Origin of the sequence: Ponticaulis sp. (genome assembly GCF_029210165.1) — a bacterium.
In the GTDB taxonomy this organism is placed as follows: Bacteria; Pseudomonadota; Alphaproteobacteria; order Caulobacterales; family Hyphomonadaceae; genus Ponticaulis.
Map to the genome: position 1 here is coordinate 65,766 of NZ_JARGNT010000002.1, position 26,190 is coordinate 91,955.

The 26,190-nt window shown below is 53.8% G+C and carries 25 protein-coding genes and 2 tRNA genes; 22 read left to right on the top strand and 5 right to left on the bottom strand.

What is annotated here, in order from left to right; translation table 11 throughout:
- Window positions 1–16: 16 nt before the first annotated feature.
- Entirely contained in the window at window positions 17–1,576 is a 1,560-nt protein-coding gene (locus tag P1U45_RS12300; RefSeq protein ID WP_301059344.1) for an acetolactate synthase large subunit, read from the top strand.
- Here P1U45_RS12300 and P1U45_RS12305 read toward each other — a convergent pair.
- Together P1U45_RS12305 and P1U45_RS12310 are read right to left on the bottom strand one after the other, a co-directional pair.
- On the bottom strand, window positions 1,573–1,986 hold the full coding sequence (locus P1U45_RS12305; protein WP_301059345.1) for a TIGR02301 family protein: 414 nt from the start codon (window positions 1,984–1,986) through the stop codon (window positions 1,573–1,575). The genes P1U45_RS12300 and P1U45_RS12305 overlap by 4 nt on opposite strands.
- 108 nt (window positions 1,987–2,094) lie before the next feature.
- A complete protein-coding gene (locus P1U45_RS12310) occupies window positions 2,095–2,526 on the bottom strand; it encodes a MucR family transcriptional regulator (protein ID WP_022695321.1) in 432 nt (143 codons plus the stop codon).
- Window positions 2,527–2,711: 185 nt separating this feature from the next.
- On the opposite strand from P1U45_RS12310, the gene glyA reads away from it, so the two are divergent.
- The 10 genes from glyA (at window position 2,712) to P1U45_RS12360 (ending at window position 11,862) form a co-directional block, all read left to right on the top strand.
- Entirely contained in the window at window positions 2,712–4,022 is a 1,311-nt protein-coding gene (gene glyA / locus P1U45_RS12315) for a serine hydroxymethyltransferase (protein WP_301059346.1), read from the top strand.
- A 3-nt stretch (window positions 4,023–4,025) separates the two neighbouring features.
- Complete coding sequence (nrdR, locus tag P1U45_RS12320; protein ID WP_022695323.1) at window positions 4,026–4,508, top strand: transcriptional regulator NrdR; 483 nt, start codon at window positions 4,026–4,028, stop codon at window positions 4,506–4,508.
- Between the two features lie 5 nt (window positions 4,509–4,513).
- On the top strand, window positions 4,514–5,164 hold the full coding sequence (locus P1U45_RS12325) for a RibD family protein (protein WP_301059347.1): 651 nt from the start codon (window positions 4,514–4,516) through the stop codon (window positions 5,162–5,164).
- A gap of 3 nt (window positions 5,165–5,167) precedes the next feature.
- Window positions 5,168–5,770, top strand: coding sequence for a riboflavin synthase (locus P1U45_RS12330; RefSeq protein WP_301059348.1), 603 nt, complete (start codon window positions 5,168–5,170; stop codon window positions 5,768–5,770).
- 38 nt (window positions 5,771–5,808) lie between these two features.
- Window positions 5,809–7,161, top strand: a complete 1,353-nt coding sequence (gene ribB, locus P1U45_RS12335) for a 3,4-dihydroxy-2-butanone-4-phosphate synthase (RefSeq protein ID WP_301059349.1) — start codon at window positions 5,809–5,811, stop codon at window positions 7,159–7,161.
- 1 nt (window position 7,162) lies between these two features.
- Window positions 7,163–7,594, top strand: coding sequence for a 6,7-dimethyl-8-ribityllumazine synthase (ribH, locus tag P1U45_RS12340; protein WP_301059350.1), 432 nt, complete (start codon window positions 7,163–7,165; stop codon window positions 7,592–7,594).
- The gene (nusB, locus tag P1U45_RS12345) at window positions 7,591–8,091 is read left to right on the top strand and encodes a transcription antitermination factor NusB (RefSeq protein WP_293607916.1); all 501 of its coding nucleotides are present in this window, start codon (window positions 7,591–7,593) and stop codon (window positions 8,089–8,091) included. The genes ribH and nusB overlap by 4 nt, the downstream gene beginning before the upstream one ends.
- Complete coding sequence (gene thiL / locus P1U45_RS12350; protein ID WP_301059351.1) at window positions 8,088–9,032, top strand: thiamine-phosphate kinase; 945 nt, start codon at window positions 8,088–8,090, stop codon at window positions 9,030–9,032. The genes nusB and thiL overlap by 4 nt, the downstream gene beginning before the upstream one ends.
- A 35-nt stretch (window positions 9,033–9,067) precedes the next feature.
- Window positions 9,068–9,505, top strand: a complete 438-nt coding sequence (locus tag P1U45_RS12355; RefSeq protein ID WP_301059352.1) for a hypothetical protein — start codon at window positions 9,068–9,070, stop codon at window positions 9,503–9,505.
- A gap of 197 nt (window positions 9,506–9,702) precedes the next feature.
- On the top strand, window positions 9,703–11,862 hold the full coding sequence (locus P1U45_RS12360; RefSeq protein ID WP_301059353.1) for a sodium-translocating pyrophosphatase: 2,160 nt from the start codon (window positions 9,703–9,705) through the stop codon (window positions 11,860–11,862).
- Window positions 11,863–11,930: 68 nt separating this feature from the next.
- Here the strand turns inward: P1U45_RS12360 and bamE are convergent, their stop codons facing one another.
- The gene (gene bamE, locus P1U45_RS12365) at window positions 11,931–12,395 is read right to left on the bottom strand and encodes an outer membrane protein assembly factor BamE (RefSeq protein ID WP_022695332.1); all 465 of its coding nucleotides are present in this window, start codon (window positions 12,393–12,395) and stop codon (window positions 11,931–11,933) included.
- A 72-nt stretch (window positions 12,396–12,467) separates the two neighbouring features.
- Between bamE and P1U45_RS12370 the strand changes: the two genes are divergently transcribed.
- The 6 genes from P1U45_RS12370 (at window position 12,468) to P1U45_RS12395 (ending at window position 16,134) form a co-directional block, all read left to right on the top strand.
- On the top strand, window positions 12,468–13,010 hold the full coding sequence (locus tag P1U45_RS12370; protein ID WP_301059729.1) for a ubiquinol-cytochrome C chaperone family protein: 543 nt from the start codon (window positions 12,468–12,470) through the stop codon (window positions 13,008–13,010).
- A gap of 76 nt (window positions 13,011–13,086) precedes the next feature.
- Window positions 13,087–14,139, top strand: a complete 1,053-nt coding sequence (plsX, locus tag P1U45_RS12375; RefSeq protein ID WP_301059354.1) for a phosphate acyltransferase PlsX — start codon at window positions 13,087–13,089, stop codon at window positions 14,137–14,139.
- The gene (locus P1U45_RS12380) at window positions 14,136–15,107 is read left to right on the top strand and encodes a beta-ketoacyl-ACP synthase III (RefSeq protein ID WP_301059355.1); all 972 of its coding nucleotides are present in this window, start codon (window positions 14,136–14,138) and stop codon (window positions 15,105–15,107) included. Before plsX ends, P1U45_RS12380 begins: the two co-directional genes overlap by 4 nt.
- A gap of 53 nt (window positions 15,108–15,160) precedes the next feature.
- Window positions 15,161–15,469, top strand: coding sequence for an integration host factor subunit alpha (locus tag P1U45_RS12385; RefSeq protein ID WP_022695336.1), 309 nt, complete (start codon window positions 15,161–15,163; stop codon window positions 15,467–15,469).
- An 11-nt stretch (window positions 15,470–15,480) separates the two neighbouring features.
- A complete protein-coding gene (locus P1U45_RS12390; protein WP_301059356.1) occupies window positions 15,481–15,993 on the top strand; it encodes a MerR family transcriptional regulator in 513 nt (170 codons plus the stop codon).
- 63 nt (window positions 15,994–16,056) lie between these two features.
- Window positions 16,057–16,134: transfer RNA gene (locus tag P1U45_RS12395), tRNA-Pro, on the top strand.
- Between the two features lie 31 nt (window positions 16,135–16,165).
- On the opposite strand, the gene P1U45_RS12400 is transcribed toward P1U45_RS12395, so the two are convergent.
- Window positions 16,166–18,529: an AsmA family protein gene (locus P1U45_RS12400; protein WP_301059357.1), complete on the bottom strand. Its 2,364-nt coding sequence runs from the start codon at window positions 18,527–18,529 to the stop codon at window positions 16,166–16,168.
- Between the two features lie 151 nt (window positions 18,530–18,680).
- Between P1U45_RS12400 and P1U45_RS12405 the strand changes: the two genes are divergently transcribed.
- A tRNA-Asp gene (locus P1U45_RS12405) sits at window positions 18,681–18,757 on the top strand.
- A gap of 69 nt (window positions 18,758–18,826) precedes the next feature.
- Here the strand turns inward: P1U45_RS12405 and P1U45_RS12410 are convergent.
- A complete protein-coding gene (locus tag P1U45_RS12410; protein WP_301059358.1) occupies window positions 18,827–19,693 on the bottom strand; it encodes an alpha/beta hydrolase in 867 nt (288 codons plus the stop codon).
- Window positions 19,694–19,930: 237 nt separating this feature from the next.
- On the opposite strand from P1U45_RS12410, the gene tig reads away from it, so the two are divergent.
- From tig to lon, 4 genes are all read left to right on the top strand, one after another.
- Entirely contained in the window at window positions 19,931–21,268 is a 1,338-nt protein-coding gene (gene tig / locus P1U45_RS12415; protein WP_301059359.1) for a trigger factor, read from the top strand.
- Window positions 21,269–21,490: 222 nt separating this feature from the next.
- Window positions 21,491–22,120, top strand: coding sequence for an ATP-dependent Clp protease proteolytic subunit (locus P1U45_RS12420; protein WP_293607926.1), 630 nt, complete (start codon window positions 21,491–21,493; stop codon window positions 22,118–22,120).
- Window positions 22,121–22,312: 192 nt separating this feature from the next.
- On the top strand, window positions 22,313–23,581 hold the full coding sequence (clpX, locus tag P1U45_RS12425) for an ATP-dependent Clp protease ATP-binding subunit ClpX (protein ID WP_301059360.1): 1,269 nt from the start codon (window positions 22,313–22,315) through the stop codon (window positions 23,579–23,581).
- Window positions 23,582–23,739: 158 nt separating this feature from the next.
- A complete protein-coding gene (gene lon, locus P1U45_RS12430; protein ID WP_301059361.1) occupies window positions 23,740–26,148 on the top strand; it encodes an endopeptidase La in 2,409 nt (802 codons plus the stop codon).
- The last annotated feature ends 42 nt before the right edge of the window (window positions 26,149–26,190 follow it).

Consider the following 26,190-nt stretch of genomic DNA (forward strand, 5'->3'; position numbering starts at 1 on the left):
TTCCGGGAAGAAAAACATGACGACAGAAACAAGAACAGGCGCTGAGGCGCTGGTGAGTACGCTCGCGGACTGCGGTGTGACTGCGTGCTTTGCGAACCCGGGCACTTCAGAGATGAACCTTGTGACGGCGCTCGATAAAGAACCCCGCATTCGGTCTGTGCTTTGTCTTTTTGAGGGTGTGGCGACCGGTGCCGCCGACGGTTTCGGGCGTGTGTCAGAAAAACCTGCCATGACGCTGCTTCACCTTGGCGCTGGATACCTCAATGGTGGCGCGAACATCCACAATGCGAAGCGTGCTTACACGCCAATGATCAACGTGATAGGTGATCATGCGACTTATCACGTGCGGTATGATGCGCCGCTGACCTCGAACATTATCGGGCTAGCTGCGCCAAATTCTATCTGGATCAAGTCCGTGCCTGATTCTGCAAGTGCCGGTCGTCTTGCCGCGGAAAGCTTTCATGCGAGCATGAGTGGCGGACAGGGGCCGGTCTCCCTGATTCTACCCGCGGACGCCGCGTGGGATGAAGGCGGAGAACTTTCAACGCCGTTCGCGCCAGGTGAATCGAAGAAGGTAGCAGCAGATGCCATTTCTTCAGCAGCTGCGGCGATCAAAGCTGCAAAAAAGCCGCTCATTCTGATGAGCGGGAACGCGTTGTCGGAAGACGGCTTGAGCGAAGCGTCGCGTCTTAAGGCGGCAGGCGTTCGTGTGATGACAGATACATTTGTCTGGAAGCAGGCGAGAGGCGCGGGGCGTTTCAATCCGGACCGGATGCAGTATTTTGCTGAAGGTGCGATGGAGGACTTGGAAGGCACTGATCTGATGGTGCTCGCTGGGACTCAAATGCCAGTGGCATTCTTTGCGTACCCGGAAAAGCCGAGTGTGCTGGTGCCTGAGGGCTGCGAGCTCGTCTCTCTTGGCGAACGCGGTATCGATGTGAAGGCCGCATTGAGCGCGCTTGCAGACGAGCTCGGCGCTTCAGAGAAGGCGCCAGTTGCGCCGCGGCAGAGCCCGGACAAGCCAGCTGGCAAGCTGACGCCGGTGACAGTCGGGCAATCGATTTGCCGTCATATGCCGGAAGGCTCTCTCGTATCTGACGATGGCGTTACGGCAAGCCTGCCTATCTTTCTCAGCACGCAGACGGCCGAGCCGCATGAGTGGATGATGCTGACAGGCGGCGCGATCGGGCAGGGCTTCCCGCTGGCTGTTGGGGCGTCGATTGCAAAGCCTGAGGCCCGAACAATCTGCCTCTCAGGTGACGGGGCCGGTATGTATACAGTTCAGGCGCTCTGGACGATGGCGCGTGAGAATCTGAAGGTGGTGAACATTGTGTTCGTGAACCACACTTATCGCATTCTGAATATTGAGCTGAAGCGCACAGGCGCGGGCAATCCGGGCCCAGCAGCGCAGAATATGCTTAATCTTGGAACGCCGGAGATCGACTGGAAATCACTCGCAGAGGCGCAGGGCTTGCACGCCGAGAATGTCACTACAGCTGAAGAATTTGATGAGGCGTTTGAGCGTGCAATGACGGCGGACGGACCGGTTCTTATCGCGGCGCATGTGGCGGGCTAGGGCGTTTCGCCCGCGGCCATGAGGGAGAGATTTTCGGACAGGGTTCTGCCGCGCGCAAATAGCTCTGTCTCTCTCTCGGTCGTTGATGCGTCACACCCTGATACATCGCGCTGCGTATCGAGATAGGCTCGGTTGAAGGTATCAATCAGCCGCGACCGAAGGTAGCCGCTCGAAGGCGCTTCCACATCCAGCATATTGAGCATGTACTCTCGCCAGGTCTGGTCATCCGTACCGTTGCAGACAACACGCATGGCGTGGATCTGGCCAAGTACGCGGGACAGATCAGTCAGAGTGCTCTGATACTGGCGCGTTGTCCGGAATTCCTGTCCGTTAGAGGCACCAACGGCACTGATGGAAAGTGCAACGGCAACTGAGGCGTAGCGGAGCATATGTGCAGAGGTGCTGATCATAGAGCGGACATTATCAAGCTGGATGTTTTTGGCACGTGAATTATCGGCATAAAAAAAGCCCCGGACAGTTTCTGCCGGGGCTTTTTGTCTGATTTATGTTGTAGGATGTTAGCCGCGACGACCGCTGACTTTTCCCAGACCAATCTGCTTAGCGAAGTCGGAGCGCTTCTTGGTGTAGCTAGGTGCAACCATTGGATAGTCCGCAGGCAGGCCCCAACGTTTGCGATACTCCTCAGGCGTCATGCCGTAATGCGAGCGAAGGTAACGCTTCAGCATTTTGAGCTTTTTGCCGTCTTCGAGGCAGATGATATGGTCTTCCGTGATGGATTTGCTGACAGGCACTGCTGGTTTCGGGCGCTCCTGCGCTGGAGCCGCTTCTTGTGAAGCGAGGCCTGAAACAGTCTTGTGAACTGATGCAATGAGATCAGAGAGAGAGTCTGTCGGGACGGGATTGTTCGCGACGAATGAAGCAACAATATCAGTTGTCATCCGCATGATTTCGTCAGCTTCCAAAGAGCTGTTTGAGTTTTCGGGAGTCATTTCGTCCTCAGACATGTTTACTAAGCTCGTCCGTATTACAGGCGACGAAATAGATTTCAAGTATTAAAAAGAAAATCTAATGCAATCTATATTTGTGTTTAATGCTTGGTGATTTTTGCTCAATTGGCTTGCACGAAAACCAGTCGAGGTTTAGACAGTCGCCAAAATATATGGAGATAGTGCCAATGGCAGGTGCCTTCGACGGTGTTTCGCAAACAGCCGGATTTTTTTCAACAGGTCTCGCTGAATCTGATGCTGATGTCGCAGCAATCATTAAGCGTGAAGCTAAGCGTCAATCAGAGAAGATCGAGCTGATTGCTTCCGAGAACATTGTGTCTCAGGCTGTGAAAGCAGCTCAGGGCTCTGTGTTCACGAACAAATATGCTGAAGGTTATCCGGGCCGCCGCTATTACGGTGGCTGCGAATTTGCTGACGAAGTGGAAACACTGGCGATTGAACGTCTGAAGCAACTTTACAATGCTCAGTTCGCAAACGTGCAGCCACACTCCGGTAGCCAGGCGAACCAAGCTGCATTCATGTCTATGATGAAGCCCGGTGATACATTCATGGGGATGAGCCTGTCCGAGGGCGGTCACCTGACGCATGGCGCGAAGGTAAACCAGTCAGGCAAATGGTTTGAAGCTGTTCATTATGGCGTTGACCCTGAAACTCACCTCATCGATTATGATCAGGTTCGTGATGTTGCAAAAGCGCACAACCCGAAGGTCATTATCGCAGGTGGTTCGGCATATTCTCGTATTATCGATTTCAAGAAATTCCGTGAAATCGCAGATGAGATCGGCGCTTACCTTATGGTCGATATGGCGCACTTCTCTGGCCTCGTGGCTGGTGGCGTTTATCCGAACCCGCTTGAGTATGCTGACGTTGTAACATCTACGACGCACAAGACGCTTCGCGGTCCACGCGGCGGTATTGTTCTGACGAATGACGAGAAGCTGGCTAAAAAGATCAACTCCGCTGTGTTCCCGGGTCTGCAGGGTGGTCCACTCATGCACGTCATCGCGGCAAAGGCTGTGGCATTCGGCGAAGCGCTTCGTCCTGAGTACAAGCAGTACGCCCAGCGTGTCGTAGATAACGCGCGTACACTCGCCAAAGCGGTTATGGATGGCGGTCTGGACGTTGTTTCCGGAGGCACAGACTCTCACCTCATGCTGATCGACCTGCGTCCTAAAGGCGTGAAAGGTAATGCTACCGAAGATGCGCTGGGTCGCGCCTTCATCACATGCAATAAGAACGGTATTCCTGACGACCCTGAGAAGCCGGCTATTACTTCCGGTATCCGTGTTGGCGCGCCAGCGGGCACAACACGCGGTTTCGGTGAAGCAGAATTCACGAAAATCGGTGGCTGGATCTGTGAGATCGTCGACGCACTGTCCGCGGGTGGCGACACTGCTGCAGCCGAAGCCAAGGTTCGTGAAGAAGTTCTGGCGCTGACCAGCGAATTCCCGATCTATCCGGGCGAAGAAGGTCTCTAATCGGTGCGCTGCCCGTTTTGCGGATCTGAAAACACAGCGGTCCGGGACTCTCGGCCCGCTGAAGACAATACGGTGGTTCGCCGTCGTAGGTCCTGCGAAGATTGTGGCGCCCGTTTCACAACATTCGAGCGCGTTCAGCTGAGAGAAATTACCGTCGTGAAGCGCGATGGTAAGCGTACGCCTTTCGTTCGCGAAAAGTTGCTGCGTTCAGTGATGATTGCGCTTCGGAAGCGTCCGTTCGAGCCTGAGCAAATCGATCAACTCGTGTCCGGTATCATTCGCCGGCTTGAGAGTTCGGGTGAGTCGGAAGTCAATTCTGAAGATATTGGCGAATACGTAATGGAAGCGCTCGGTGAGCTCGATCCTGTTGCCTATGTTCGCTACGCGTCCGTCTATCGGGACTTCAAAGACGCGAGCGCCTTTGCGCACTTCATTGAAACGCACGCGCTGGAAAAACATATCGACGAGTCCGGCGAAAAGGAGTGACCTCGATGAGAGTCACTTTGAAGATAGCCACGTCTCTTGATGCACGGATCGCAACCTGCACTGGCCATAGCCAGTGGATCACTGGAAGCGAAGCGCGCGCAGCGGTTCATCGTTTGCGCGCAGAGCATGATGCTGTTCTCGTCGGTTCGGGCACTATGCTGGCCGACGATCCAAAACTGACTGTTCGTGGATTTGACGTAGCGCGTCAGCCGGATCGTGTTGTTCTTGATACGTATCTGAAAACACCTGAAAACGCCGCAATTTTTGATGCGCCATCCGGGCGAAGCATCATTTTTGCGGGGCCTGCTGCAGAATCGGGCCGTGAATCGGAGCTAAAAAAGTCCGGAGCAGAGGTGGAACGGGTCGCAATGCGTGGCTCCAGTCTGGACGTTCACGATGTTTTGAGCCGCCTGTCATCCAAGGGCGTGACTTCTGTCTTTATTGAGGGCGGAGGTGTGGTCGCTGCCAGCTTTCTAAAGGCCGGATTGATCGACAAACTTGAGTGGTTTCGTGCGCCCATGATCATTGGCGGGGACGGGCGACCGGCAATCGGGTCGCTTGGTGTGGAAGATCTGGGTGCGGCATTCCGCTTGGTTCGTACGGGTGTACGAGAAGCGGGTGTTGATCTATGGGAAACGTACGAAAAAGGAGAGTGACCCATGTTCACCGGTCTTGTGCGCGACCTCGGCGTCATCGAATCTATTGAAGAAGTCAACGGAAACCGGAAGTTTTCCGTGCGTGGCAGTATCGATCCGAAAGACCTGACCATGGGGGCTTCAGTCTGCCATTCGGGCGTATGTCTGACGGTTGTCGATACCGATTTCTCTGGCGATGTGCCTCTTTGGGTTGTTGAGGCGGTTCCTGAAACACTTCGTCTGACGTCGCTTGGCGCTAAGGTTGCAGGCGACCGTGTGAATCTTGAGCCAAGCCTGCGTTTGGGCGACGAACTGGGTGGCCACCTGGTGTTCGGTCACGTCGATGGTCTTGGAAAAATTCAAAGCATTGTCGAAGAAGGTGACGGGTATCGCGTGTCTGTAGAGGCGCCTGAAGCGCTTCGTCCGCTTATCGCGCTGAAGGGCTCGGTTGCTGTAGACGGTATTTCTCTGACCATTGCTGGTGTGACTGAAACAGGTTTCGAGTTGGCAATTATTCCGCACACCTTCGAGGTGACATCTTTAGGGCGGGCAAAAGCTGGAGACGCAGTGAATCTCGAAGCTGACATGCTCGCTCGATATGTTTCTAGGCAGATGGAATTTCGCTGAGGGTTGTCATCGTACGAAAAAGTCGTACATGTCCGGACATGAATTCGATCCAAAACATAATTGAAGCATTTGGCGGTCTGCGTCCGTTTGCGAGGGCGGTGAATAAATCGCCTTCAACGGTGCAGTACTGGATTGAGCGTGGAAGCATTCCAGCTTCTGCGCAGGCACTCGTTTTCCAGCTTTCGGAAGATCAGGGCCTTGGTTTTTCCAAAGACCAGATTGCCAACGCTGTTTCGCAGCCGGAAACGAAAGGAACAGACGCCGCGATGAGTGAAGATTTTCACAGCGCGATTTCCTCCATTGAGGAGATCATTGAAGATGCCCGTAATGGCAAAATGTACATTCTTGTCGACGCTGAAGATCGTGAGAATGAGGGTGATCTGATCATCCCGGCTCAGTTCGCCACGCCGGACGCCGTCAACTTCATGGCGACACACGGTCGAGGCCTGATCTGTCTGGCGATGACTCACGAGCGCGCGGGCATTCTGAACCTTGAGCCTATGACACGGAACAATCGCGAAAGCATGAGCACGGCGTTCACTGTGTCGATCGAGGCGAAAGACGGCGTTACCACAGGCATCTCGGCTCAGGACCGTGCTCGTACAGTCGCTGTGGCGATTGACCCTACAAAGCACAGTGACGACATCGTGTCTCCGGGCCATGTCTTCCCTCTGGTCGCCCGTGAGGGCGGCGTTCTGGTTCGCGCGGGCCACACTGAGGCTGCTGTCGATATTTCCCGTATGGCTGGCCTCTATCCAGCTGGCGTGATCTGCGAGATCATGAATGAAGATGGCACGATGGCGCGCCTTCCAGATCTGGTGTCGTTCGCGCAGCTTCATAATCTGAAGATTGGTACGATTGCTGATCTGATTGCTTATCGTCGTCGGAACGACCGATTCCTTGAACGCCGTATCGATGTGCCGTTCGAAAGCGAGCACGGCTCCGGTTTCCGCGCGATCGTTTTCAAAAACACGATTGACGGTGCAGAGCATATGGCGCTCGTGCATGGCAAAATCAGCCCGGACGAACCTGTTCTGACGCGCGTCCACCGCATCAACTTCATGAATGATGTTCTGGGTGAGAAGACCGGGCGATCCAATCTCGTTCGCAATTCCATGAAGATGATTGCAGAGGCAGACGAGCCGGGCGTGATTATTCTCCTGAACACCATGCGTAAGGATAGTATCGCTGAGGGACTGGGCGCTGCGACGTCCGGGCCTGTGGACCATAGCCGTCCGCTGCGTGAATACGGCGTAGGTGCGCAGATCATGAAGGATCTCGGGATCCGAAAAATTATCATTCTTACAACGTCCAAGCCGTCAAAGGTCGCTGGTATCGATGGATACGGGCTGAGCCTTGAAGGTTGGCGCATGATTAAAAAGGACGGCTAGTATGGGCCCGAGAGTATTGCTGATTACGTCGCGCTATTATGAGAAGATTTCTCTGGAGCTGGAAGCCGGCGCGATGGAAGTTCTGGAAGCTGCAGAAGCACGTGTCGAAACTGTAGTAGTTCCTGGCGCATTTGAAATTCCGGGCGCTGTGGCCATGGCTGCTGATAGCGACATGTATGATGCGTTTGTAACGATCGGTTGCGTCGTTCGCGGTGAAACTACGCACTATGATTATGTCTGTGGTGAGTCCGCGCGTGGACTTATGGATTTGACTGTTCAACGCCGTCTGCCTATCGGCTATGGTATTATTACAGTCGAAAATCAGGAACAGGCCTGGGCACGGGCCGACAGACAGCAGAAAAACAAGGGCGCAGACGCTGCAACAGCGGCTCTTGAAATGCTGAAGTTCCGTAGGGAAACACTTCGCGGATGAGTAAAGAACAAAAATTGCCGCCTGATATTATCAGAATTCGCCGCTCCGGCGCACGACTCGCGGCGGTTCAGGCTGTTTACCAGCTCGAAATCACCGAGCGGGGCGCAAAAGCGGTTATCCGTGAATTCATGGAGGACCGTCTTGGCCTCGATGATGACGGCCACCCAGTTGAAGACGCTGACCCTGATCTGTTCAAACAGATTGTTCAGGGCGTTGTCGACAAGCAAAGCCTGATCGATGATGCGATCAAGGCGCGCCTGTCGGAGAAATGGCGTCTCGATCGCATCGACTCCACATCACGTGCGATTCTTCGTTGCGCGACTCAGGAACTGGCTACGCGTGCAGATCTTTCAAACGCTGTGATCATCGAAGAGTATGTTGGAATTGCGCACGCATTCTTCGATGGAGATGAGCCGAAATTCGTGAATGGCCTGCTCGATAAGGTGGCCCGCGATGTCCGTCCGGACGGCGTTCCGATCGGTTATCTGGAATCGTGAAAGAGTTTGAGTTCATAAGAACTCTTCTTTCTCCTTTGGCACAAAGCAGAGGCGCGGCGTCATTGAAGGATGATGTCGCGCTACTTGATTCCGGACTTATCGTTACGACAGACACGCTCGTTGAGGGCGTTCACTTTCTATCAGCTGATCCTCTCGAAACAGTCGGCAAAAAGCTGGTCCGGGTGAATGTATCCGATTGTATTGCGAAAGGCGCGCTACCCCATCAGGCTCTGTTTAATCTGGTCTGGCCAGCCAGCCGCTCAGACGAAGAACTTCATGCACTTGTAAATGGGCTCGGATCTGATCTGCGTGCCTTCGATATCGATTTGATCGGCGGCGACACAACATCCAGTCCGGGTCGTCTGGTATTGTCGGTAACGCTCCTTGGGTGTCCGGTCGGTGACAACGTCCCGAGACGGGGCGATGCACTCGAGGGTGACGATATCTGGATTACTGGCGTTATCGGGCACGGTGTTTCAGGGCTGCGCGCGATAGAGCGAAACCTTGAAAGCGATTTCCCGCAAAGCGTCTTGCATTACCGCGTGCCTCAATTGCCATCTTTAGAGATCGCGCATCTGATCGCGCAATATGCCAATGCATCGGCTGATATCTCTGACGGCCTCGTTGCCGATCTTGGCAATATTTGTGACGCGTCCGAGTGCGGAGCGACGATCAGGTTGAGTAATATTCCGTTGGTGCAAAATGTGTCTTCTCTTGATTTGAGTTCAGGAGACCTGCTGTCGGGCGGCGATGATTACCAATGCCTATTCACTGCGCCGCAAGGCCGCCGTGGAACGATCGAGTCGAAGACCAGACAGACAAACCTCGCCGTAACCCGCATTGGCCGCTGTGAAGCGGGTAGGGGCGTGAACCTGTTGGACGCGAACGGGATGCCTATCAAACTGTTAAAAACAGGATGGGAACACGGCGGCAATTCATAACAGTTTTTCAGCCATTATTTCGTATGTATGCTGGAATGAAGAACCTCATTCGTACCTTTTTCGCTGTTATCTTTTTCGCGGGCGTCTCATTTGGCGCAGGCCCAACCGCGTTTGCGGCTGGTGATGAAGGCGGGCAGGGAGGGTCTAACCGGACTGTGGATCTTTCCAACATCGTTGTTCCGGTCCAGCGCGACGGAGAGTTGATCAACTATCTCTTCGTGAGTGCAGTCGTCACGATAGCAAGCGGACATGACCATTGGGGGGCACGTGATCGTGCGCACATTATCCGTGATGGTATTCTTCGTGCAGCGCATCGCACGCCTGTTGGGCTGGCGGGTCATCCAATGGAACTCGATGAGCAGCAATACCTCGATATCGTCCGGATGGTCGTCGAAGAGGAAATGGGCGAAGGCTCTGTTGAGTCGATAGAAATTCTGGCGACCGATTCACAGCTCGTCTTCATTGAAGGCTGATATTCAGAGCCTTTTGAAACGTCAGAAAAATCCACTCAAATCACTGTAATGCGCGGCAGATTCTGCTGCGCAATTAGCATGCTTGCGCACTCATCTACTATTTGCCAACAATAACCTCACAAACAAAAGGGGAGCTGTGCGGAGGTATTCCGTCTCCGTGAAGGGCAGTTCCGATAAAAATACATAGTGAGGAAAAGATGGACTTAACGACTGTCCTGGTGATTGTTGCTGCCATAGCAGCCATCGCCTTCGGCTTTTTTCTAAGCCGGTCAATCATGTCCGCGTCGGCGGGCAATGATCGCATGCAAGAAATTGCCAAAGCAATTCAGGAAGGTGCAGACGCCTATTTGTCCCGACAGTACAAAACCATTGGTATTGTCGGTATTCTGATTGCAGTCGCTCTGCTGATTGCCTTTCAGGGCAACTTTATCATTGTCGTAGGCTTCCTGCTTGGTGCGATTCTGTCAGGCGCCGCAGGCTTTATCGGTATGAAAGTCTCTGTGCAGGCCAACGTCCGAACCACAGAAGCATCCATGAATGGCGGCCTCGCGGCTGGTCTCGACATGGCCTTCAAGTCAGGTGCGGTCACAGGCTTGCTTGTCGTCGGCCTCGCCTTGCTCGGGACAGCCGGCTATTACGCTATTCTCACGTCTGGTATGGGCCTGGAGAGCGGAGATCGCACGTTGATTGACGGCCTTGTTGCTCTCGGTTTCGGTGCATCTTTGATTTCTATCTTCGCGCGCCTTGGTGGCGGTATCTTCACGAAGGGTGCCGACGTGGGCGGCGATATGGTAGGTAAGGTCGAGGCTGGTATTCCAGAGGATGACCCTCGCAACGCTGCGACGATTGCGGACAATGTCGGCGATAATGTCGGTGATTGTGCGGGCATGGCAGCCGACCTGTTCGAGACCTATTCAGTGACGCTCGTCGCAACAATGGTCCTTGCGTCCATCTTCTTTGCTGGAGCTGACGCATCCCTGATGATGCTTCTGCCGCTCGCAATTGGTGGTATCTGTATTATCGGCTCGATCCTTGGCACGTATTTCGTTCGTCTTGGGAAGGACAATAATGTGATGGGAGCTCTCTATAAGGGCTTCGTTGCAACAGCTGTCATTTCCGGTATCGGCGTCGCTGCCGTGATTTACATGCTCATGGGTAGCTTTGATGCCACGGTTGAAACCGGCGCGGGTCTCGTGATCAGCGGCTGGGATCTTCTTTATTGCGGTATTGTTGGTCTCGGCGTGACGGGTCTGATTGTTTACATCACCGAATATTATACCGGCGTGGACAAACGACCTGTGCGATCCGTTGCTCAGGCATCCGTTTCTGGTCACGGCACGAACGTGATCCAGGGTCTGGCTGTGTCTCTCGAATCTTGCGCACTTCCGGCGCTCGTTATTATCGCGGGCATCATCCTGACCTTTAATTTCGCAGGCCTGTTCGGAATTGCGATTGCCACGACGACGATGCTTGCGCTTGCCGGCATGGTGGTCGCGTTGGATGCATTCGGTCCAGTTACAGATAACGCAGGCGGTATTGCCGAAATGGCGGGTCTGGATGAGAGCGTGCGTAGCACGACCGACATGCTTGATGCTGTTGGTAACACCACGAAAGCTGTGACGAAGGGCTATGCGATTGGCTCTGCAGGTCTTGGCGCGTTGGTGCTGTTTGCGGCATACACTGAGGATTTGAACTACTTCACTGCGAACGCGGTGGAAGGATCATTCTTCTATGGCGTTGTCGCCGACTTCTCTCTCTCCAACCCTTATGTCGTTGTAGGTCTGCTGTTTGGTGGTCTTCTTCCATTTCTGTTTGGTGGCATGTCCATGATGTCTGTTGGCCGGGCCGCGCAAGATGTCGTTGAAGAGGTTCGTCGTCAGTTCCGTGAAATGCCTGGCATCATGAATTTCGAGCAGCGTCCGGATTATGGCCGCGCGGTCGACATTCTGACCAAGGCTGCGATTCGCGAAATGATTGCGCCGTCTCTTTTGCCCGTGCTGTCGCCGCTCGTTCTTTTCGGTGCAATTCTTCTGATCGCTGGCAAAGGTGCTGCATTCTCTGCGCTGGGGGCGATGCTGCTCGGCGTCATTGTGACTGGTCTATTTGTTGCGATTTCCATGACCTCCGGTGGCGGTGCATGGGATAACGCTAAGAAGTCCTTCGAAGATGGTTTCGTCGATAAGGACGGCGTGAAGCATGAGAAAGGCTCTGATGCACACAAAGCATCTGTAACCGGCGATACCGTAGGTGACCCTTACAAGGACACGTCTGGTCCAGCGGTGAACCCGATGATCAAGATCACAAACATCGTGGCCCTGATAATGCTCGCGGTTATTGCGCACTGGGGCGCTCACTAAGCTCCAACCGTAGAGCCAAAGAAAAAGCCCGGCATCTCGCCGGGCTTTTTTAGTGAAATTTTCTAGTGTTACTGACCAATCTGGCCTGGATCGCGTTGTTGCTGAGGCAGAGCTACGCGACCGACATTGCCGAAAATCTGCTCAAGCAAGCCAAGCTCGCGACCACGTGTCGGCGTCTCGCGTGACGCGTAGTTGATGACGCGGCCGTCTTCCTGATCGTATTGGAGAACCTCTTCCACAACATCGTCTTCGCCGAATCGGATGGCGACGATTGTGCGTTCAACAACGCGAGGATGGTAGAATGCGAAACGTTCACGTGTCGCGCTCAGGTAAATCCAGGTATTGTCGTCAAACAGGCTGGTCGTGGACGGAGAGCCAAGGCTGCCGAGTACGGTCGAACGGTTGTCTGTGCCGGGCGTGATATCCGCCGGAGCGATTTCATCAGCCACATAACCCTGATAATCTCGTGTCGCATTTGCGCACGCAGACAAAAGCGCTGCAGAAGCAAGTACAAAGAATAATTTGCGCGCCATGGGGCTTCTCCTATCTTCCGGCATGAACTAACGGGACTGATAGCCGTTTGGCAAGCGAAGAGCGTATATATGATGTTTTTGTCACGATTGTTTTCACAGAAGTCAGGACCGAAGTCTGTTGCGGCCCGACTTTTTGACCAACTGAACCGTCAGTCGCGGCAGATTGAGCTCTTTACCGAAGGGCGTGTGCCCGACACGTTTGAGGGGCGTTTCGAGGCCGTAACGCTGCATGCCGCCATTCTGATGCGTCGTTTGAAGCTCGCTGGACCATCCGGCGCGCGCGTCGCGCAAAGATTATTTGAAAATGTTTTTTCCAATTTCGATTATGCATTCAGAGAAGCCGGTGTTGGCGATCTGATCGTTGGTAAAAAGATGCGAAAACTGGCGGAAGGTTTCTATGGACGCATCAGGGCATACGAGTCAGCTTTTGAGGGCGAGGTCAGCATCGCTGAGGTGATTTCGCGTAATTTAATGGTAGACGCATCGGCGGAAGACCTGCAGGCGGCAACCCTTTATACGGAAGCGGCAGTCGCCGCATTGGACGCGCAATCAGAAGACAGCCTTTTCGCAGGAGAGCTCCAATGGCCCGCTGCGACGGAATTTTTCTCCGGATAGACACACTTACGGGCTGGTTATATGGCAAACTGTTGCCTAAAAGCTCATCCGAACCAGTAAAAAAGGCATTTTTAGCATGACAGCTGAAACTCTCGTACTTTCAGTGGATGCCATGGGCGGCGATCATGCCCCGGAAAGCGTGATGCGTGGCGTCGCGCTGCTGGCTGCCGAAGGCCGTCCTGTGAACTTTCTCCTTCATGGGGACGAGGCTCAGCTGCGTCCTTATCTGGATGCTGATCCCAAACTCGCGCGTGTTTGTGAAATTGCGCACACGGACAAGGCTGTCTCCATGGATGCCAAGCCTAGTCAGGCTCTGCGCGGTGGAAAGAACTCCAGCATGTGGAACGCGCTTCAGGCGGTTAAGTCCGGAACAGCGCATGTCGCGATTTCCGCGGGCAATACCGGCGCGCTGATGGCTATGTCCAAGCTGGTCTTGCGCATGGTGCCAGGTGTGCATCGTCCGGCTCTGGCGGCCAGCTGGCCGAGCCCGCGCGGCGCGAGCATTGTGCTGGATGTCGGTGCTAATGTAGAAGCCGATGCCGAGCAGTTGGTCGAGTTCGCGATTATGGGCGCGGCCTATTCCAAAGCGATCCACGGGAAAACTGATCCGAGCATTGGTCTGCTGAATATCGGCTCTGAAGAACTGAAAGGTATCGAATCAGTTCGACAGGCCGCCGACATGCTCAAAGGCAATGAATTCGGTCTGAATTATTACGGTTTCGTCGAGGGTAATGACATCTCGATGGGGACGACTGATGTCGTTGTCACGGACGGCTATACAGGCAACATCGCCCTCAAAACTGCAGAAGGAACGGCGAAACTCGTCGGAGGATTCGTCAGAGAAGCGCTTACCAGCTCTATTCTGTCCAAACTTGGTGCAGTTCTGGCCAGTGCGGGTCTAAAGCAGCTTAAACAGCGGCTTGATCCCGGAAATGTAAACGGTGGCGTATTCCTGGGCTTGAACGGAATTGTTTTGAAGAGCCATGGTGGTACTGATGCAGAAGGTTTTGCGACGACGCTTCGTTTGGCCTATAGCGTTGGAAACAGTACATTTCATCAGGACGTAGAAGCCAGCCTGTCGCGTTTTCAGGCCTCACACCCTGAAGCCGAGGAAGCGGTCAGCACATGAAACAAGTCATTCGCGTAACCGGTGTCGGAAGCTATCTGCCGAGCAGGATTCTGACAAACGAAGACTTGTCGCGTATGGTCGACACGAATGATGAGTGGGTGAAAGCTCGCACGGGTATTTCTCAACGACATATTGCTGATGATGGTCAGTTCACATCAGATCTGGGTGCCGAAGCTGCCAAAGCTGCTCTGAAAGCTGCGGGCCTCACGGCGGACGACATTGATCTTCTTGTGTGCGCGACCGCAACTCCAGACTACACATTTCCGTCCACGGCGACGATCATTCAGAATAAAATCGGCATGCGTCAGGGCGCGGCGTTTGACGTGGGCGCTGTTTGCTCAGGGTTTGTATTTGCGCTGGCGACCGCTGATGGCCTGATGCGCAATTCCGGTTTCAAGAAAGCGCTCGTAGTCGGCGCAGAGACGTTCTCGCGAATTCTTGACTGGTCGGATCGAACAACTTGCGTTTTGTTCGGCGATGGCGCCGGTGCCGTTGTACTTGAGGCCGATACTGCCGAAGATGATGCGCAAATCGGTCTTCTGGGGCACAATCTACGGACAGATGGTTCGTATAAGGACCTTCTCTATGTGGATGGCGGGCCTTCAGTGACGCAGACGGTTGGTCATTTGCGTATGATCGGTAATCAGGTTTTCAAACACGCAGTTGTCAATATTTCCAGCGCGGTAGAGAACCTTCTGGCCACGACTGGCGTCGATCATAACGAAATCGACTGGTTTGTACCTCATCAGGCGAATCAACGCATTCTTGATGGTGTCGCAAAACGATTATCCATAGACTCAGCAAAAATTGTGTCTACTGTTGGTAAACACGGTAATACTTCAGCGGCTTCAGTCCCTCTAGCGCTGGCCGAAGCCATTGATGATGGCCGTGTAAAGTCAGGCAACCTGGTTCTGACGGAAGCGATGGGCGGCGGCTTCGCCTGGGGAGCAAACCTCTTCCGTTTGTAAGAGTTTCGTTAAGGAATCGGGTGTTTTCTGTTAATGCTGTTAAGGAGGTGGGAGTGCAGCACGATAAGGCGGTCACCCGAGCCGAGATCATGGATTCACTGGTACGTGAAGTTGGTCTGACCCGGCAAGACTCAGGAGAATTGCTCGAGCGTGTGCTCGAACTGATCTCCGACGATCTCACAGATGGCCAGACAGTTAAGTTGGCCCGCTTTGGAAACTTTGTCGTGCGTGAGAAAAATGCGCGTATGGGACGTAACCCCAAGACTCGCATTGCCGCGGAAATCTCGGCCCGTAGGGTCGTAGCGTTCCGTCCTTCTCCTCTCCTCAAACAGCGTGTGGATGACTCTCTGAATAAAGATTAGGGACAAATAAAATGACCAGCGCAAACGGCACCGTCACCAAGTCAGCAACTGCATTTCGTTCGATTGGTGAGGCTGCTAAGGAGCTCGGGCTCCCGACGCATGTTCTTCGTTTCTGGGAAACAAAATTCTCAGCACTGAAGCCTGTAAAACGTCGCGATGGTCGTCGAATGTACCGCCCCGAAGATGTGGATACGGCTCGTGCGATTCAGGCTTTGCTGCATGATCAGGGCCTGACCATTAAAGGCGCTCAGAAAGTTATCCGGGAGCAGGGCGTCTCTGCTGTTCTCGATGGCGGCGTCCGCCTTGGCCAACCGATCCGCGAAGTGATTGATCCGTCACAGTTCAATAGTCCGGCTGCTAATCCGGTGCAAAACCTGCAGAAGACAGTGAATGATGTCGTCGAATCAGGCGTCTTTTCATCAACGTCGGCAGCCGTGACCGAAGATCGTCTCTCAAGCTTGCTCTCAGAACTTGATTCTGTGAAATCACGTCTCGATGCAGTGCTCGTAAAAGACGCGGCCTGATCTAACTCATGTAATTCTTGCGCGCCTCATCCGGGGTTATTTATATTTGTGCCTTTCTGGCACCGGAGCGTGGCGCAGCCCGGTTAGCGCACCGGTCTGGGGGACCGGGGGTCGGAGGTTCGAATCCTCTCGCTCCGACCAGAGATTCCAAAACATGCCAGCCGGCCCGCGGTTAATCGCGAGGCCGGTTTATTATGTCTCGCAGAAGATTGCGCGCAGCGTCCTCCGGCGTAGGGGCTTCTTCCTCGTCTGTCGTCTCAGTCTCGGTTGCAGCGGCGGCGCGTTCAGACGCCTGGTTTTCAGAAGACTCATCGGTGCGGTTACGGCTGATACCCAAAGCATCGCCGATTAACCCGCTCACTGCGTCGTCGCCGAGTCTGGAGCGCGCTTCATCCTGAAGTCGGCTTCGAACCGCGCCGGCAGCCAGATCAGCAATGAATTCTGTGTCGAGGCTGCCACGCGGTGACGCCCATCCGCCTGTAATGGCCAGAGGAATGCCGTAACCTTCAAAACCATTATCGGCGCCCGTCGCACTCGTCAGAGCACGCGGATAGAAGTGGATGTCCAGGGTTTGGTTGTAGAGGTCAATCTCGCCTTCCGCTGTCGCACGCAGGAATGGCGCTACCAGATTCATGGTCGAAATCTCAGCGACGCCTTCTCGTATGCGTCCTTCAAGAAGAAGCGATGAGAAGTCTGTTTCCGCTTCTGGGGAGAGAGCATCCGGCAATGTGCGGGTTTCAAGGAATGTCTGAGCGCTCCGTAAAAGCTGGGGCAGGTTTATTCCCAGAATTGCCCCGTCAGCGACTTCGGCACGGTATGTGCCATTCATTGAGCGAATGAAATCAGCCACGCTCTGGCCGGTCATTTGAATATCTGCATCGATGGATGCGACGCCTTGCAGGACTTCCTGACCGGTAAAGAAGCGGACTAGGGCGGCCGCGGTGATGCCGGAGCCACTAGCCTTCACGTTCAAAGCGTTAGAACCGTCTGCGCGTGATGCGAGAACCAGATCTGTATCGAGGCGTCCGGAATAAAACGGATCGATATTGCCGGGTCGACCCGAACGGCCACCTTCCGGTGGAATAGAATCAAGACTGCCAGTGAAGCGCCCGTTGGAAAGCTGGCCATCGATGACGACATCAAGAATGCGCGCGCGTGAATCTGTAAGTTCGCCGATAGAGATATCGAATGCGCCGTTCATCGAATGCAGGAAGCTCAGGTCAATCGGGTCTTCGCTCCAACCGCCTTCGGCCGGAGCTTCGTTCTCGTTTACGCGGCTCTCTGAAAGGTATGGACTGATATCCAGTGTGGGAATCTCGAGCGTAGCATTAATGACAGGAACATTGCCGCGTAGGTTTGCGAGAACCGATCCTGAGACATCAATATCGTCCAGCTGAAACGTGCCGATATTTGTGCGGGTGCTGCCATTCTCATTAAGCAGCGTGATGTCTGCCGCGAAACGGCCGAGCGCATCGGCCTGCATCGGAGGCAGGTCTATCTCCATCGCTTCAAGAAAACGTTTCAGATTTGACGAACGACTTGAGATCTGGCCTGTGATCACCGGCATGTTGCCGCCGAGTGTGATATCGCCACTGAACTCGGTTTCCAGATTTGAGGCATTCTGGGACGCGGTGAGACTCGATATCTGCAGCGCGCTTACTGGACCGGCGATTCTGCCCGAGGCGCGTGTGCGCCCGAGCGCTGTAAGGTTCTGCTCGATAGGAATGTTCGCAAAACCCGTCAGCGCCTGAAGATCGTTTGAAGAGAACTCAAACTCCCCGTTTATGCTCGGATCTGTGCCCAGAGCGGCATTGCCCACGAATGAGAGGTCCACGAGTTGCGATGACACGTCAGCTTGCAGGTCTGTGGGCGCACCAGATGTCAGTGCGTTTATCGAAGACAGCGATGCGCTGATATCAAATCGCTCATAATTGACGGTGATGTCTCCATCAATGGAGGCAGGAGCATCAAGGCCATCGAGACGCGCGACAAGGTTGATCGGGTCTGCGTCGTAAGTGGCGCCTGAAACCTCATCGACATATTGCACGCGCATATTGGTAAATTCAGCACGTGGAATGATCGCGTCAAAAGACTGAGCTGTTTCAGAGGGAGCGTCTGCTTCTTCTTCCGTCGGTTCAGGCGCCTCCGCTCGAGTGAAGGTCCAATTGTTCGAAGTGGCTGTACGTTGGTGAAGGAGAATTTCGCCGCCATCGAAACGCAACGACGCGATCTCTACTCGTCGAGAGAAAAGCGGTATCCACTTAACAGCGACGTTCAGGCTGTCTGCGCGCGCGAAGTAAGGATCATCAAAACCTTCCGCGTTTGCGATCTCGACATTTTCAATTGTTGCGCCGAGGCGCGGGAAGATTGTGATGCTTGGATCAGACGCCAGTGTTACATCCCGTCCCAGCATGGCTTCCAGCTGCTCTTCAGCTACGCGCCCATACGTTGACGCTGGAATTAGAAACGGCGCAGCGGCGACAAGGCCGATGACGACGACAAATATGGCGAGCAGGCCGAAAAGGAATTTTTTCAATGGGGCCTCCGATCAGGGCGGGCTGAATACACTGAAAAGATAAGCACCAATCGAGGCTTTTAAATGACATTCAAAAGAAGTGAGAAAAAATTGATTTTTGTGCTTGACCCAATGGGCTGAGTTACGTATTCACCGCGTCTCCAAACGGTGAGCGGGTGTAGCTCAGTTGGTTAGAGTACCGGCCTGTCACGCCGGGGGTCGCGGGTTCGAGCCCCGTCACTCGCGCCATTTGGAAAAACAAGAAGCCGCTCCTTCGGGGGCGGCTTTTTTGCTTTTGGAAGTTCGGCAGGTGCGGCGCTAAATGAACGCGCGCACGTCCGACATGAAGCGATCAAATTGATCGTGGTGCAGCCAGTGACCTGCGTTTTCATACAGCTTCACTTCGGCGTTTTTGAAATAATCGATACGGCCGTCTTCGGCGGGGTTCGATGCCCAGCTGTCAGCGCCATATAGGAGCAGCGTTGGGCAGGTGATCGCGCCCCAGAGCTTGTGCAATTCCTCCATCGGAATATCGAACGGTGGCCAGACGCGGAAATAGTTGTCGAATTTCCAGGAATAGCTTCCGTCTTCGTTCTGGGAAATGCCGTGGATGGTAAGATGTTTAGCCTGTTCGGCAGATAAATAGCCGTTCTCTTCTTTCATGCGCTGATAGGCTTCATCCAGGCTGGCATATTTCCGTGGAGTCCGACCCGCTGCGCCGCGTTTGTCGTCGACCCATTTGCGAATCCGGTCCGCGTAATCTTCATTCTCGCGCTCTTTGAGAATCTTCGGTGACGGGCCGAGGCCTTCGATAGCCACAATACGCCGGACACTGTCTGGATAGAGCCCGGTGTAGCGCAGCGAGATATTGCCGCCATAAGAGTGAGAGACGATTGTTACTGGCGCGAGCTTCTTCTGGTGGATCAGCTGCGCAAGATCGTAGACGCAGGTCATGACGTTATATGTGCCGTCAGTTGACCATTCGCTGTCTCCATGACCTCGAAGGTCCGGTGCGATGACGTGCCAGTCGTGGCGAAGCTCTTCTGCCACCCAATCCCAGCTGCGGCAGTGGTCGCGTCCACCATGAAGCAAAATCAGGGGAGGGGCATCAGGGTTGCCCCAGTCTACGTAATGCAGGCGAAGGCGCTGCGAATAGTAGGTATGAGAAGTTGGTCCGTGGATCATATTTCAATGATGTCCCTAATAAGATGCGTAATGTCCAGATAACAAAAGTTGATGCCGAGACGCGTTTCCGGAGAATTACCCAGACAAACAGCGCCATTTCTATTGAAAGAGGGCGTGGACACGGGCGATTCCATGTGACATACACCGCCGCTGATCTTCGCGATGGAACCGTATTTGGACGGACCTTCGCTCCCGCTTTCTAGAACGCGCCGAAATCCGGCGGACCTGAGGAATACAATGGAAGTCAAAGAGACGAAGTCAGAAGGCCTTAGCCGCGCCTTTGAAGTAACAATTCCAGCGAGCGAGCTGTCTGAGAAACTTGACGCCAAGATCGAAGAAATTCGCCCGCAAATGAAACTGAAAGGCTTCCGCCCAGGTAAAGTTCCTGCTGCGCACGTGAAGCGTATGTATGGTAAGTCCATCATGGGCGACATCATTCAGGAAATCGTCACAAGCACATCACAGGAAGCGCTCGACGAGCGTGAACTGCGCCCGGCTCAACAGCCGTCTATCGAGCCTGTTTCAGACATCGAGAAAGTCGCCGCAGGCGAAGAAGACCTGACCTACACAATGTCTGTAGAGATCATGCCTGAGTTCGAAACGTCTGACGTTTCTGCGCTCGAGCTTGAGCGCCCGGTTGCTGAAGTCTCTGACGAACAGGTTGATGAAGCGCTCGGTCGTCTTGCTGAGAACAACAATAAATACGAACCACGTCGCAAAGGCTCTAAAGCCAAGGACGGCGATGCGGTCGTTATGGACTTCGTTGGCAAAATCGACGGCGAAGCGTTCGAAGGTGGTTCAGCTGAGAACCAGACAATCGTTCTCGGTCAGGGCCGCTTCATTCCTGGCTTCGAAGAGCAGCTCGTGGGCGTGAAGGCCGAAGAAGAAACAGAACTGAATGTCACATTCCCGGAAGATTACCCTTCTGCGGATCTGGCAGGCAAAGAAGCTGTCTTCGAAGTTAAAGTTCACGAAGTTCGCGAGCCGAAAACGCCGGAAATCGACGACGAGTTCGCTCAGAACTTCGGTCTGGAAGACCTTGAAGCGCTTAAGAAAGTTATTCGTGAGCAAATCGAAGCCGAGCACGCGTCTATGTCTCGCGGAAAGGTGAAGCGCGCGCTTCTCGACAAGCTGGACGAAGAGTACAGCTTTGAGCTTCCAGAAGGCATGGTCGAAGCTGAATTCAACCAGATCTGGTCTCAGTTCGAGCGTGAAAAAGAAGCTGGCAACCTCGACGACGAAGATAAAGACAAGTCCGAAGACGAGCTGAAAGTCGATTACAAGAAAATCGCTGAACGCCGTGTTCGCCTTGGTCTGGTTCTCGCGGAAATCGGCCGTAAAGCTGAACTGGTTGTGTCTGAGGAAGAAGTTGCTCGTGCGCTGAACCAGGAAGCTTCACGCTACCCGGGTCAGGAACGCCAAATCATCGAATTCTATCGTAAGACGCCGGGCGCTCTGGCACAAATCCGTGCTCCTATCTACGAAGAGAAAGTTGTCGATCATATCCTCGAGCAAGCGACCGTTACGGACACGACTGTTTCCCGTGAAGAGCTCGAAAAAGAAGACGACATCTAGTCGTTGTCTTTGAACAGAATATTTTAGAAAGCGGGCTGTTCTTGCAGCCCGCTTTTTTTATGCGGCGTCTACGAAATTACGGTTTTTGTCCGTGATCGATTAACCCGATCGTGAGTAATTTGCCAAACAACAAGAAATCATGACAGAATCACTTGCGGATTCGGGAAAGCACCTCAGATAGTAGTGTCGAGAGACACATATGATACGAGAAAGATATTGGACATGTTGAACTCCCCTGAAATCGCGTTGAACCTCATCCCGAGCGTTGTTGAGCAGAGCAGCCGTGGTGAGCGCGCGTACGACATCTTTTCTCGTCTTCTCAAAGAGCGCATCGTTTTCGTGAGTGGGCCGATTGAAGACAGCATGGCGACAATTGTGACGGCTCAATTGTTGTTCCTCGAGTCCGAGAACCCGAAAAAAGATATCGCGATGTATATCAATTCGCCTGGCGGCGTCGTCTCTTCAGGCCTGGCGATTTACGACACCATGCAGTACATCCGATGCCCGATCACAACTGTCTGTATTGGACAGGCTGCGAGCATGGGGTCTCTTCTACTCGCTGCTGGTGACAAGGGCTCGCGTATTGCGCTGCCTAACGCTCGTGTGATGGTTCACCAGCCTTCTGGCGGTTTCCGTGGCGTGGCTTCCGATATTGAACGCCATGCGGAAGAGATTATTGAACTCAAGCAGCGTCTCAATGAGATTTACGTTAAACACACGGGTCAGGATTATGACACTATCGAGCGTACGCTCGACCGTGATTCATTCATGACGGCGGAAGAGGCTCGTGCCTTCGGTATCGTCGATAAGGTTTTCGAACGTCGCGATAGCGACGCAGCGGACGCAGAATAAGCTTCGCGTCGCGAAGCGGGTATTTTGACATCATCGGCGCTCGGCGAGAAAAACACTTGCTGGCCGGGCGTGCATATGGTCGATTAACTGAGTTTAGAGAACGTCTCGTAAACTCTCTTGCGCCATGATGAGTATTAAAACAGGCGCGAAACCGTCGAATTAGGATGGGGAAACGTCTCCACTGAGGTCTCGATGAATAAACCACCGCAATCTACTGACAGTAAAAACACGCTCTATTGCTCCTTCTGCGGCAAGAGCCAGCATGAAGTGAAAAAGCTGATTGCCGGGCCTACCGTGTTTATCTGCGACGAGTGTGTTGAACTCTGCATGGACATCATCCGTGAAGAGAACAAGTCAGCGATGGTTCGCTCTCGTGAGGGCGTGCCGACACCGCAGGAAATCTGTGACGTTCTTGATGATTACGTGATCGGGCAGGAGCAGGCCAAGCGCGTGCTGTCGGTCGCTGTGCATAACCACTACAAGCGCCTCTCCCACGCTTCGAAAGACAACGAAGTCGAACTCTCGAAATCCAACATTCTGCTCGTCGGTCCAACAGGGTGCGGTAAAACGCTTCTTGCGCAGACGCTTGCTCGTATTCTGGATGTGCCATTCACAATGGCGGATGCAACGACGCTGACTGAAGCCGGTTATGTCGGTGAGGACGTTGAGAATATCGTTCTGAAACTGCTCCAGGCGGCTGACTATAACGTTGAGCGTGCACAGCGCGGCATTGTCTACATTGATGAGATCGACAAAATCTCCCGGAAATCCGACAATCCGTCTATAACTCGCGATGTGTCAGGCGAGGGCGTTCAGCAGGCGCTTCTGAAGATCATGGAAGGCACTGTTGCATCAGTTCCTCCACAAGGTGGCCGCAAGCATCCGCAGCAGGAATTCCTGCAAGTCGACACGACGAACATTCTGTTTATCTGTGGCGGTGCGTTTGCTGGTCTCGACAAGATCATTACTGACCGTGGTGATAAAACCTCCATCGGTTTTGGTGCCAATGTGAAGGCTGAGGAAGATCGTAAAACGGGTGAAGTACTTCGCGGTACGGAACCGGAAGACCTTCAGCGCTTTGGTCTGATCCCGGAATTCATCGGTCGTCTGCCGGTCATCGCTACGCTCGAAGATCTGGACGAAGATGCGCTCATCACAATTCTGACCGAGCCGAAGAACGCGCTTGTGAAGCAATATCAACGCCTGTTTGATATGGAAAATGTTGAACTGACGTTCCGCGAAGACGCACTCTCTGCGATTGCAAAGAAAGCCATCACTCGCAAAACCGGTGCGCGTGGCCTTCGTTCGATCATGGAGGGCATTTTGCTCGACACAATGTTCGAGCTTCCGAACCTGCATGGTGTCGCTGAGGTCGTTATTAACGCCGACGCGGTCGATGCGAGTGGAAAGCCGATTTACGTGCATTCCGAGCGAGAACAGGATCAGGGCGAAGCGTCCTGATACCGCTCTTAAGCATACGTACTGACATTGCTGATAATATCCTGAAGGGCAGAGCTTGAAGCTCTGCCCTTTTGACGCCACATCAAGTGTCAAGGAGAGCTGTTTGTCCTGCCAGACCTGTCAGCGACATAGAGCTCCGAATAAACCGGAGACATAAAATGACGATCACAAAAAAGCTGCCGGTATTGCCGTTGCGAGACATTGTCGTCTTTCCGAACATGGTTGCGCCGCTATTTGTCGGCCGTGAAAAGTCGGTACGGGCGCTCGACATTGTTGAGGACGGTGAGAATGAAATCATGCTGATTGCTCAGCGTGATGCGACCGTCGATGAGCCTGTTGCCGAAGATCTTTACGCTATCGGTACTGTGGCCACTATTCTGCAGCTTCTGAAGCTCCCGGACGGCACTGTGAAGGTGCTGGTAGAGGGTAAGTCCCGCGCCAAAATGGTCACGCTTGAGGATCAGGGTGATTTCTTCGAAGCTGAGGTCGAACTTCTTGAAGACGACACCGAGGCAAATGAAGAGGTAGAGACCCTCGCGCGTGCGGTTGTCGAACAGTTCGAAGGCTATGTGAAGCTGAACCGTAAGGTGCCGCCTGAAGCTGTCGCATCGATTTCCGAAATTGAGGACCCGCTGCGTCTGGCGGATTCGGTTGCCGCTCAGCTGTCTGTGAAGCTCAATGAGAAGCAAGCGCTGCTCGAGCTTAACAACGTGACAGAGCGCCTGGAACGCGTTTTCTCTCTTATGGAAGGTGAGATCGGTATGCTCCAGATGGAGCGTAAGATCAAAAACCGTGTCAAACGCCAGATGGAGAAGACCCAGCGCGAGTACTATCTGAATGAGCAAATGAAAGCCATTCAGAAGGAGCTTGGCGATCAGGATGACGGTCGCGATGAACTCGCTGAACTCGAGCAAAAGATCGCAGAGAAGCCTCTCTCCGAGGAAGCTAAGTCGAAGGCCGAACAGGAGCTGAAAAAGCTTCGCCAGATGAGCCCGATGTCGGCTGAGTCCACGGTGGTTCGTAATTACCTCGACTGGATCCTCGCTCTTCCGTGGGGCGAGAATAAGGAAGTCGCGACTGATCTGATGAAGGCTGAAGAGGTTCTCGACGGAGACCATTATGGCCTAGAGAAAGTCAAAGAACGTATTCTCGAATACCTCGCAGTTCAGGCTCGCACATCCAAGGTCAAAGGACCGATTCTGTGCCTCGTTGGCCCTCCAGGTGTAGGTAAAACGTCACTCGGCAAGTCTATTGCTGAAGCAACGGGTCGTGAATTTGTGCGCGTGTCGCTTGGTGGCGTACGCGATGAATCTGAAATTCGGGGTCACCGCCGGACGTATATCGGCTCAATGCCGGGTCGCATCATTCAATCTCTGAAAAAGGCGAAGACTAACAATCCGCTCTTCCTTCTCGATGAGATCGACAAGATGGGCATGGACTATCGGGGCGACCCCGCGTCTGCGCTGCTGGAAGTGTTGGACCCTGAGCAGAATTCGACGTTCAACGACCACTATCTGGAAGTCGACTATGACCTGTCCAATGTGATGTTCGTGACAACAGCAAACTCGCTCAACATGCCTCAGCCTCTTCTGGACCGCATGGAGATCATCTCGATCGCCGGTTACACAGAGGACGAGAAGGTTGAGATCGCTAAGCGTCATCTGCTGCCGAAGATTGAAGAAAATCACGGCCTGAAACCAGGCGAGCTGACAGTCGATGATAGCGCGATCCGCGATGAAATCCGCTATTACTCACGCGAAGCCGGCGTCCGTAATCTTGAGCGCGAGCTTTCCAAGATTGCGCGTAAGGCGGTTCGCAAGCTGATGCAGCATGACGACGACGCAATTGTGGTGGATGCTGAGAACCTTGGCGACTTCGCGGGTGTACGTAAATACCGGTATGGCCTTGCGGACAAGGAAGACCAGATTGGTGCCGTCACAGGCCTCGTCTGGACGTCCGTAGGCGGCGACCTTCTCACGATTGAGGCGGTCAAAATGCCAGGTCGTGGCAAGATGACGGTTACAGGTAATCTGAAAGACGTCATGAAAGAATCGATCTCTGCGGCAAGCAGTCTGGTTCGTGCGCGCGCGGTGCCGTTTGGTATCCGTCCCGATGTCTTCAACCAGACTGATATCCACGTGCACGTTCCAGAGGGCGCTGTCCCTAAGGATGGTCCGTCTGCGGGTATCGCGATGACCACTGCGATTGTGTCGCTTCTCACTGCGAACCCGATCCATAAGGATATCGCGATGACGGGTGAGGTTACCCTTCGCGGCCGTGTCCTGCCGATCGGTGGATTGAAAGAGAAACTCCTCGCGGCCCACCGCGGCGGTGTTCGGAAGGTGCTTATCCCGGAAGAGAATCTGAAGGATCTCGCCGAGATTCCGGATAATGTGAAAAGCGATCTCGAGATCGTCGCGGTCAGCGACATCAACGAGGTTCTGGAGCACGCGCTTACGAAATCACTGAGTGAAATCGAGTGGAGTGAAAAGGATCAGGCAGCGCTTCAGGCGAGTCTTGCTGGCCGAACAGACGGCGGACCTGATCAGGCGCCTACAACGCATTAAGCGCTCCGATAAAAAATTCGAGATAGCCCCTGCAGTTCGTTT